The sequence below is a fragment of the bacterium genome (assembly GCA_022616075.1).
GTDB lineage: Bacteria > Acidobacteriota > HRBIN11 > JAKEFK01 > JAKEFK01 > JAKEFK01.
On sequence record JAKEFK010000257.1, the window covers coordinates 26,072 to 33,842 of the forward strand.

8 protein-coding genes are annotated in these 7,771 nt (G+C 48.4%); 1 reads left to right on the forward strand and 7 read right to left on the reverse strand.

The annotated features are described in order from the left end of the window. Positions 1-18: 18 nt before the first annotated feature. Entirely contained in the window at positions 19-1,611 is a 1,593-nt protein-coding gene (locus tag L0156_21310; GenBank protein MCI0605531.1) for a glycoside hydrolase, read from the reverse strand. 47 nt (positions 1,612-1,658) lie between these two features. Here L0156_21310 and L0156_21315 point away from each other — a divergent pair, with 47 nt between their 5' ends. Beyond that, positions 1,659-2,165 carry an SET domain-containing protein-lysine N-methyltransferase gene (locus tag L0156_21315; protein MCI0605532.1) on the forward strand — a complete coding sequence of 169 codons (507 nt, stop codon included), beginning with the start codon at positions 1,659-1,661 and terminating at the stop codon, positions 2,163-2,165. Positions 2,166-2,249: 84 nt separating this feature from the next. Here L0156_21315 and L0156_21320 read toward each other — a convergent pair whose 3' ends face one another. The 6 genes from L0156_21320 to L0156_21345 all read right to left on the reverse strand — a co-directional run. Continuing rightward, positions 2,250-2,909 carry a hypothetical protein gene (locus L0156_21320; protein MCI0605533.1) on the reverse strand — a complete coding sequence of 220 codons (660 nt, stop codon included), beginning with the start codon at positions 2,907-2,909 and terminating at the stop codon, positions 2,250-2,252. A gap of 93 nt (positions 2,910-3,002) precedes the next feature. Beyond that, positions 3,003-3,425: an OsmC family protein gene (locus tag L0156_21325; protein MCI0605534.1), complete on the reverse strand. Its 423-nt coding sequence runs from the start codon at positions 3,423-3,425 to the stop codon at positions 3,003-3,005. Between the two features lie 93 nt (positions 3,426-3,518). Then, positions 3,519-3,965 carry a hypothetical protein gene (locus L0156_21330; protein ID MCI0605535.1) on the reverse strand — a complete coding sequence of 149 codons (447 nt, stop codon included), beginning with the start codon at positions 3,963-3,965 and terminating at the stop codon, positions 3,519-3,521. 90 nt (positions 3,966-4,055) lie between these two features. Continuing rightward, on the reverse strand, positions 4,056-5,528 hold the full coding sequence (locus tag L0156_21335; protein ID MCI0605536.1) for a hypothetical protein: 1,473 nt from the start codon (positions 5,526-5,528) through the stop codon (positions 4,056-4,058). Between the two features lie 116 nt (positions 5,529-5,644). Further along, positions 5,645-6,619, reverse strand: a complete 975-nt coding sequence (locus L0156_21340) for a serine/threonine protein kinase (protein MCI0605537.1) — start codon at positions 6,617-6,619, stop codon at positions 5,645-5,647. Between the two features lie 169 nt (positions 6,620-6,788). Beyond that, positions 6,789-7,771: glycoside hydrolase (locus L0156_21345; GenBank protein MCI0605538.1), on the reverse strand; the 983-nt coding region annotated here is incomplete at its 5' end.

Here is a 7,771-nt window from a genome sequence, read left to right on the forward strand (position 1 = left end):
CGTACCACGTATGCTTTTTCAATTCGTGTTGAGGATGATCGATGTGGTATACGGATCTTGATCCGCTTTTTTGCCGGTGCTGTTGCCAAGGCGAATATCCGGCCAGACGGGATGGGCAACACCATCTGAATCCGTTGCAATTCCAATGTAATCACCAATGAATTGCGAACATTCCGGATGGCGAAAAAGATTTCCCCTTCCCGGCTTCGATTTTTTTGTGCTGATTCTCACAGGTACTGTCCACGTTGCTCCATGATCCTCCGAAGCTGTCGCATAAGCATGATACGAATTACCCGAAACGCCGTAATGATTCAAATAGGCAACGTGAACGAAACCTTTCGAGGCACTCACCCATGGAAAAAACTGATCGGAGGGGCCGTCATCAATGATCACCGGTGAAGACCAGGTTTTGCCAAGGTCCGGGGACCGGATGTAAAGAATATCGGAGTCCTTTCCGTTCCATTCATTCCACACAACGTGTAGTTCCTTACCATCCAAAGCAAAGGAAGGGAGAGTGGGAGTTCGAAAACTACCCCAGCTCAAATTTTGCGGAAGTATGTCTATAGAAGCGATGATTCGAGTCGGGCCAAATTGTGACGCACCCGAAGTTTTTACTACGTAGGACAAGCGCGCAGTTGCGTTATCATAATTGATCCAGACGACATGCAGTTTGCCTTTTCCGTCTACATGAGCAACGGATCCTTGATTGAGTATTTGATCCGTGATCGCCCGTGGTGAACTCCATGTTCTACCACCGTCCGAGGTTCGTGAATAGACTACTGTAGAAGATGCTTGGCGAAATTCAGTCCAGGTTACGTAAGCGATTTTGCCTTTCTTTGGATGAGCGGCAATCCAGGGTTTGTCGTTGAAAAGCGCCTCACCTTCTATGCTTGAAGTTTGCACAACGTAAGTCGTCTTCCACGTCTCACCGCCATCAGTGGAACGACTCACAGCAACACTGTTTGCATCATCAGTTCTGTTAAAAGCAATATTCGAATACCAAAAAATGTTATTCGGTCCGGATGCAATCGCTGGATCTCCTGCCGTTTGATAAGGGCCTGGATTTTCAGTATTCGCTTGAACCAGTCCTGGAAGCAATCCGGTAGTCCATGTCAGGCCACCGTCGGTGCTCCTGAAATAACCACCGGAACCGTCATAACGATTACTGACTGGGTTATAAAGACGGTAGTCATTGGCGCCGATAATCAGATTCAAAGGGTCTTTCCGGTTGATGGCTATGGAAAACTCATTTTGAGCTGTATGTTTTGTGGGATTGCACTCAGCCGTAGCTAATCCATTAATAAATTCCTGAGTGAATGGATCAGAAGATCCGATAACATTAACATTGGCACCAATTAAAAGAGAAGCAGATGAGCGATCCACGTTTTGGTACTGGTTTTTTTGTAATGTAAACAGCGTTGCACCTGCATCGCCTCGATTCTCCAGAACTAATCCTGACGCGTAAAATGGAAGTTTGCGATTTTCTTCTGGGCTCACTTCGGAGATGATAGTGAGCGAAAAAACAAACATCAGAAAACCGGAGTATCGTGGGCATCTCGCCTGCGGAACCCTGAGCAGACGGGACGTCCGCGCTACTTTGATTCTCTTCATATGTTTTCCTTTATGAGGAAGTGCTACATATATAAGAGGTCAAGAAATTGCAAAAACATTCGTACATTTCACCAAAGGCAGCTATAAAAGAGAGCGCTATTCACGGAAAAGGGCTTTTTGCAAAGAAAGCAATCGCAAAAGGTGAAATTGTTTGCATCAAGGGCGGCTACATCTACGATCGTGAAGTGCTGCAGTCCATGCCCGACTGGTATCGCGCCGCAGAGATTTCCATTGCTGACAATCTTTTCATCGGACCGTTGCGTGAAGAAGAAAGAGCAGGAAGCATGATTTTCAGCAATCATTCCTGCGACCCAAACATCGGCGTTCAGGGACAAATTGTTTTTGTGGCGATGCGCGATATCCAACCGGGTGAAGAGCTAACGCATGACTGGGCAACCACAGACGATGATGATTACGAGATGGAATGCAACTGCGGAGCGAGCGGTTGCAGAAAGATCATCACCGGCAAAGACTGGCAGAGAAAAGATTTACAGGAAAAATACCGCGGCTACATGTCGTGGTATCTGGAAAGAAAAATAAATCGTGGATCGTAATCGTAATCATGATCGTAATCGTAATCGTTGATCATGACCCAACGAAATAGGAATTACGATTACGATCAAGATTAAGATCCACGATTATTGGTATTGAATCTCTTTCAAATTCAATACCATCGTGAACGAAACAGGTCCTTGCGATAGTCGCTCTTCTTTTTGCACCTGCTTGATCATGCCGAGGCCTGGGGCGTACCAGAGTTGATTGTCAATTCGGAATTCGGGCGCGCCGTTTGAGGGTGGCACAGTCCCTGACATGTGAATCTTCAAGCACTTGGCAAAGACGCCCGCCGGGACCGAAACAATTTCGTCTTCACTAATGATCGCAGCATCCAGCATGACGCCAAGTTTTTTCCCGTTGACCATCTCAAATCCCGAGGATTTTTGTTTCCAGTGCGCGCCGGGCAGGACAGGATACTTGATGAGATATTGAATCGGATTCATCACAACAGGCTTTTTCTGTGAACCATTCTGATTCGCGTAATAGTAAATTCCTGTTTCATCATCTGCGATAAATGTCACGCCGGCCAGCCTTCCATCAATGTAACGGCCTTCCGGTATTACCGTTTTTCCCTGCACGATGGCTGCTCCCAGGTGAACGATCGTTGCGGAAAGAATCTGTTCCTGCACCGGATTAGTGGGCGCTTTCTGTGTAGCTTTGATCTGATAGACGTAGCGCGCCCCTTCCATTAATGGATAGTAATTGGATTGCCCTGTTGAATGAAAACAGAACCAAAAGGCCATCAGGACTGTAAGTAAAACTTGCCTGCGAATCTGAAAATCTCCAGTGACCGAATACTATAGCAGAATTGGCAGGCCTTGTGTCAAGTTTTTTTGTCAGCCCAACCGCGCTTCCATCGAAATGTTGGTATTTAACAGTCTCGAAATAGGACAGCCGGCTTTTGCAGCATTCGCGGCTTCCTCAAACTTTGCCTGATCTGCGCCGGGAATCTTTGCCGAGACATCCAGATGAATCGATGTCACAGTCCAGCCGGCCTCCAGCTTTTCCATCGTCAGCGTTGCCGCCGTTTTGATGCTCTCCGCCGTCATTCCGCGGTTTCCCAGTTGACCGGAAAGCGCCATCGTGAAACAACCTGCGTGGGCCGCGGCAATCAACTCCTCTGGATTCGTTCCAGGTTGATCTTCAAAACGAGTCGTAAACGAGTAAGGAGTATTGGACAAAACTCCACTTCCCGTTGCAACTGTTCCTTTTCCATCTTTCAACCCACCATGCCATTCAGCACTTGCTTTTCGTTGCATATCTCCTCCTTTTGATTCGATTGTTAAATATTAATTCCCAGAAGGAGAAAATTCACCACGGAGTCTTCGTGACTCCGTGGTAAAAACTAGTTGTCAATTGCACTCGATCGAGCGTTCGGCGCCATGCGTAATCACGTAGAAGTGAATCGCGTAGGTTTCAACGGGGAAAATATCGGGCAGATAATCCACATCCATGTGTTGAATCGGAACTTCGCGCCCGTGGTAGATGAACTTGAGATTTTTCCACGATGACTGTTTTTCGAGGTCTTCTTTCGCAAACACATACTCGATGGAAGTGAGTTGGCCATTGTAAACGGTATAGATCGGACCCACTGGAAATTGCTCCAGATCCTTCAGTTTTGCGAAATGCTCCCCCTGGTGGGGAAAACATTCCGTGATTTTTACTACACCCTTTGGTTCAACCCAGGCGAGAGGCAAAGCTTCGAAACGTTCCGGCGGTGGCTCAGAGGATGCAATTCCTGTGAAAAGAATCCCTGCAAGAATCAATATCCCAATTGTTGCTCTTTTAAACTGCGTCATTTTGTTCTCCTTTTTTTGTAATTCACTTCCCATCGGCTCTTCTTGTAGAAATAGACGCAGTCGCCGCCTGGTTTCTCTCGCAGCCAAAACTTATTCTTCCAGGAATGCTCTTTGAAATAGGGGTTTTCCTGCTGTGGAAATGCGGAAAGCGTAAATTGCCAGTGTGCCCAAAACCAGGATTTCACCTACAAGATTTTGAGCGTACCAGGCAGATAAATTAGTGGTAAGGGGGAAGAAAATCACGACATGAAAAAAGAAAAGCAAAGAGATGACAGCGAGAATTCCAGATCTTATGATGACATAAGCCACCGTTCCACCAAGGAATAAGCCACCCAGCCAGCTTACGGGATCATATTCGATCATTGCAAGCGTACCAATCAAAGCGAGGAGCCCAATACCTGCAATAGCGCCAGCACGGTGGTTTCGGAAAAGGACCATACAGAAAAGGACCAAAAAGCTCCACAAGAATCCCTGGACAAGACCAGCGCTGATTTGATCTAAGAGAGCAGGCACCAAGTCACGAATTTGATACCCCATCACAGGAACCAATGGTAAATTCGGCACTCTTCCCACCCACTCAGGCAACGCGGCGGCTAGTTGAATACCCAAAGCTATCAAAGCCCCCAAAAAAGCTCCGATCAAAATGTCGCGCCCGACCAGTGGATCGCGAAAATTTCCGGCCAACAAACGGCTCCAGGAAATGATCCATTTCGGACGCCGTCGGCGCATGATCGGTTCAAGAGCAAGGTACAAAATTCCAAGCAGGCAGGACCAGAAAAGCGCTGACTGCAGTCCCCTGAGGAGCAAATCCAGTTCATTTACTAGATCCGCATGAGAAGTCTTAAACAGCCACCAGATCATTCGCGACACAAACAAAAATAGAACAAGACGAAACGCTCCCTTTCCATCTCCTCTACCGGCACGTAGATTGCGAAATGCAAAATAGGAACTCGCGATCAGTACCGCAAACAGCACAGAGAAAAGCATCACCGCAGCGACCGCACTGCCTAAGGCTACTGGAGCTTCAAAATGATCCTTCATCCATGGTCCGTAGATCTGGAAAAATACTGCCTTACTCCTGTAGGCAGCCATTCTAATTTCGAGGGTAAGGTCCGGCCATTCGTCAAAAAAGCCGCGCATAACAAGCTTGTCGTCGCTTGGTGCAAGAGGAGTCCACCCCGATTCGACAGATTTGAAATTAGCCAGATTCAAACCAGCTTCGTCAAGTAGTAGTGACCAATCCATTTTTTTCGATGCAGATTGCGGAAGATCCTCTTGTCTGGGGGACCACTTCAACATCACCAATCTGCCTTGAGTGTCCATCATCAACAGGATCGCTCCCGGCGTTTCGCGAATAGGATCAACGCTTGTTACACGAATTGCTTGTTTTGGTACGAGAGGAAATGCGCTTTGGCGTACCCAGAAGCGCATAACGGGCGGATGTCCGCTGGATAGTTTTCTCCAATTCGCCAGTTTCCGATTTCGCGCATATGTGAAAAAATCATAATCCACAGAAAAGCCGTCCGCGGAGTATTCCGGGGTCGAGTATCCAAGCTTTTTCAAGATTTCCTGCGCGCGCTCCTTCAAAACTTCAGGAGATTTTGAAAATGGAATAAACGCGTGAAGTTCAAGTGGCTCTGAAATAACAACGCAAAGGGAAAAAAGCAAAATGGTAGAGATCAACAATGCAAAAGCGGTACGTGGCTGCAGGCTTCCTTGGTGGCGGCAGCGGCAACCATTTCCGGAGAAGGCGTTTCGACGGCAGCAAGCGCAGCAGCAATCGGATCGCCACCGGGAAGAGCGGCCGCTACTTGCAGCGCGCCTGCCGGGCGTTTCAACGGATCTTTGTCCAAACATCTGAGGATCACTCGTTCAATCATTACGTCCAATTCTTTTACGTGAGCAGAGGGATTTGTTGGCGCGGTCTGCTCTTTGAGTTTGATGAGCTCACTCAGTGTCGAGGCTTCATAAGCGCGCTTACCAGTGAATAGCTCATATAGAACCAATCCCAATGAGTAGATATCACTTCGGACAGTTACTTCTTTTCCTGAGATCTGCTCCGGAGCCATGTAAGCGGGGGTTCCTGCGTATAATTCGCTGCTATGAAATTCCGAAGAGAGTCCGGCCAATCCGAAATCTGTGATTCTCGCTTTACCACGCCCATCGATCATGATGTTTGCAGGCTTCAGATCCCGATGCAGAACGTTGTTATCGTGAGCGGCAGCCAGACCGGCGCAAATCTGGCGGGAGAGTTCCAACGCTTTTTCAACCGGTAATCGTCCGATCCGTCTGATAAGCGAAGCCAGATCTTCCCCATCCACATATTCCATCGTAATAAAATGGAGACCTTCCGCATCAACGATATCGAAAACGCGGCAGACGTTCGGATGTGAAACATGACGCGCGGTTCGTACTTCGCGATGAAAGCTCGCAAGTGCGGCCCCGTCCGAGGTGAGGGCTTCAGGCAAAAACTTTAGTGCGACAGCATGTCCCAGCTTCAAATCTTCTGCGTGGTAAACTTCGCCCATTCCTCCTTTGCCAAGACGACCTGTAATTCGATAACGTCCGGCCAGAACAGTCCCTGCAGTAAAACGCCCGGAATCTAATACGTTAGTAGAAGGAAGGGGATTCGCCTGAACAATGGCCGTTGGCATTTGTGAACTGTCTGTCGAAGCACCGCAAACAGGACATTTCAGTGTGCTTTTTGAGATAGGAGCGGCGCAAACAGAGCACTTCATGGTATTGCGCCATATTGTATCAGAGGAACCGCAGGCGGGACGCCCGCTCTACTTTAATGCAGGTGGGACGCCCGCGCTACTTTGATTAAGGGGCGGAAGTGCGGCTGGAGGTTGTCACTCCTTTGCTGAAATCCGGCGGTGTTGTGTAGCCAATCGTGGGAATTCCATTCCCATCCAGAACAATCTGCATGAAATCAAGACGCGTCGCGCCGACGTTTGCGACAAATTCCTCTTTCCAGATTGGTTTGGACGAATCAACGTGCTTACCTTGAAGATACCAGATGTTCCCCGATCCTTCTGCTGCAGCTTCTTTCACGGCGACATGAATTGTCCCACCTTTCACAACGAAGAAAGCGGACGCCGTATCTCCAACAGAAGAATCATTCCCATAACGCGGCAATGTATGAACGTACTTGAAGCTTTGCCCCTGATCAAAACTAACATAGAGTTTGTTCGCGTGAAGAACGTAGAGCGTACCTTTATCGTCAAACGCAAACCAGGTGGGCACGTGCCCGGACGGTGTTCCGGCGGCCTGTGGATGAACGATTCCTTCCCATGTAACTCCAAAATCGTTTGTCTTGCACACGTACAAGTTTCCTTCCACGGCTTCCGTCCAATAGAATTTTCCATCCGTGCCCCAACCGCCGTGACGACCGGCTTTCATGCCCCTGAAATTTCCATTGGGAATCCTGCTATCAGTAGCGGGCAGTGGAGGATGTGCAACGGTTTCGCACACAACATGTACCGGACCATCGCCATTATTTCCAACCAGAGGAGTCTGGATCGGCCACGTGAGTCCACCATCACAACTGAATAGCGCAACCGAACCGATCCTGTACCAGCCGGTCAAAACATAAGACTCGCTTTGCAACGGGCAGACATTGACAGGTCCCATGTAAAGCCATGCCTGATCGTTTGCAACAAAAGCGACTGGTATTTGAACAATCGTCCAGTTGGCGCCGCGATCCTCACTGTGCGCTGCAACTCCGTGAGTGAGTTCAGTGCCAAAGAAAACAACGTCATTTCCAAACGCGCGCAAATCACCTTCAATTCCAAACGGTACAGAAA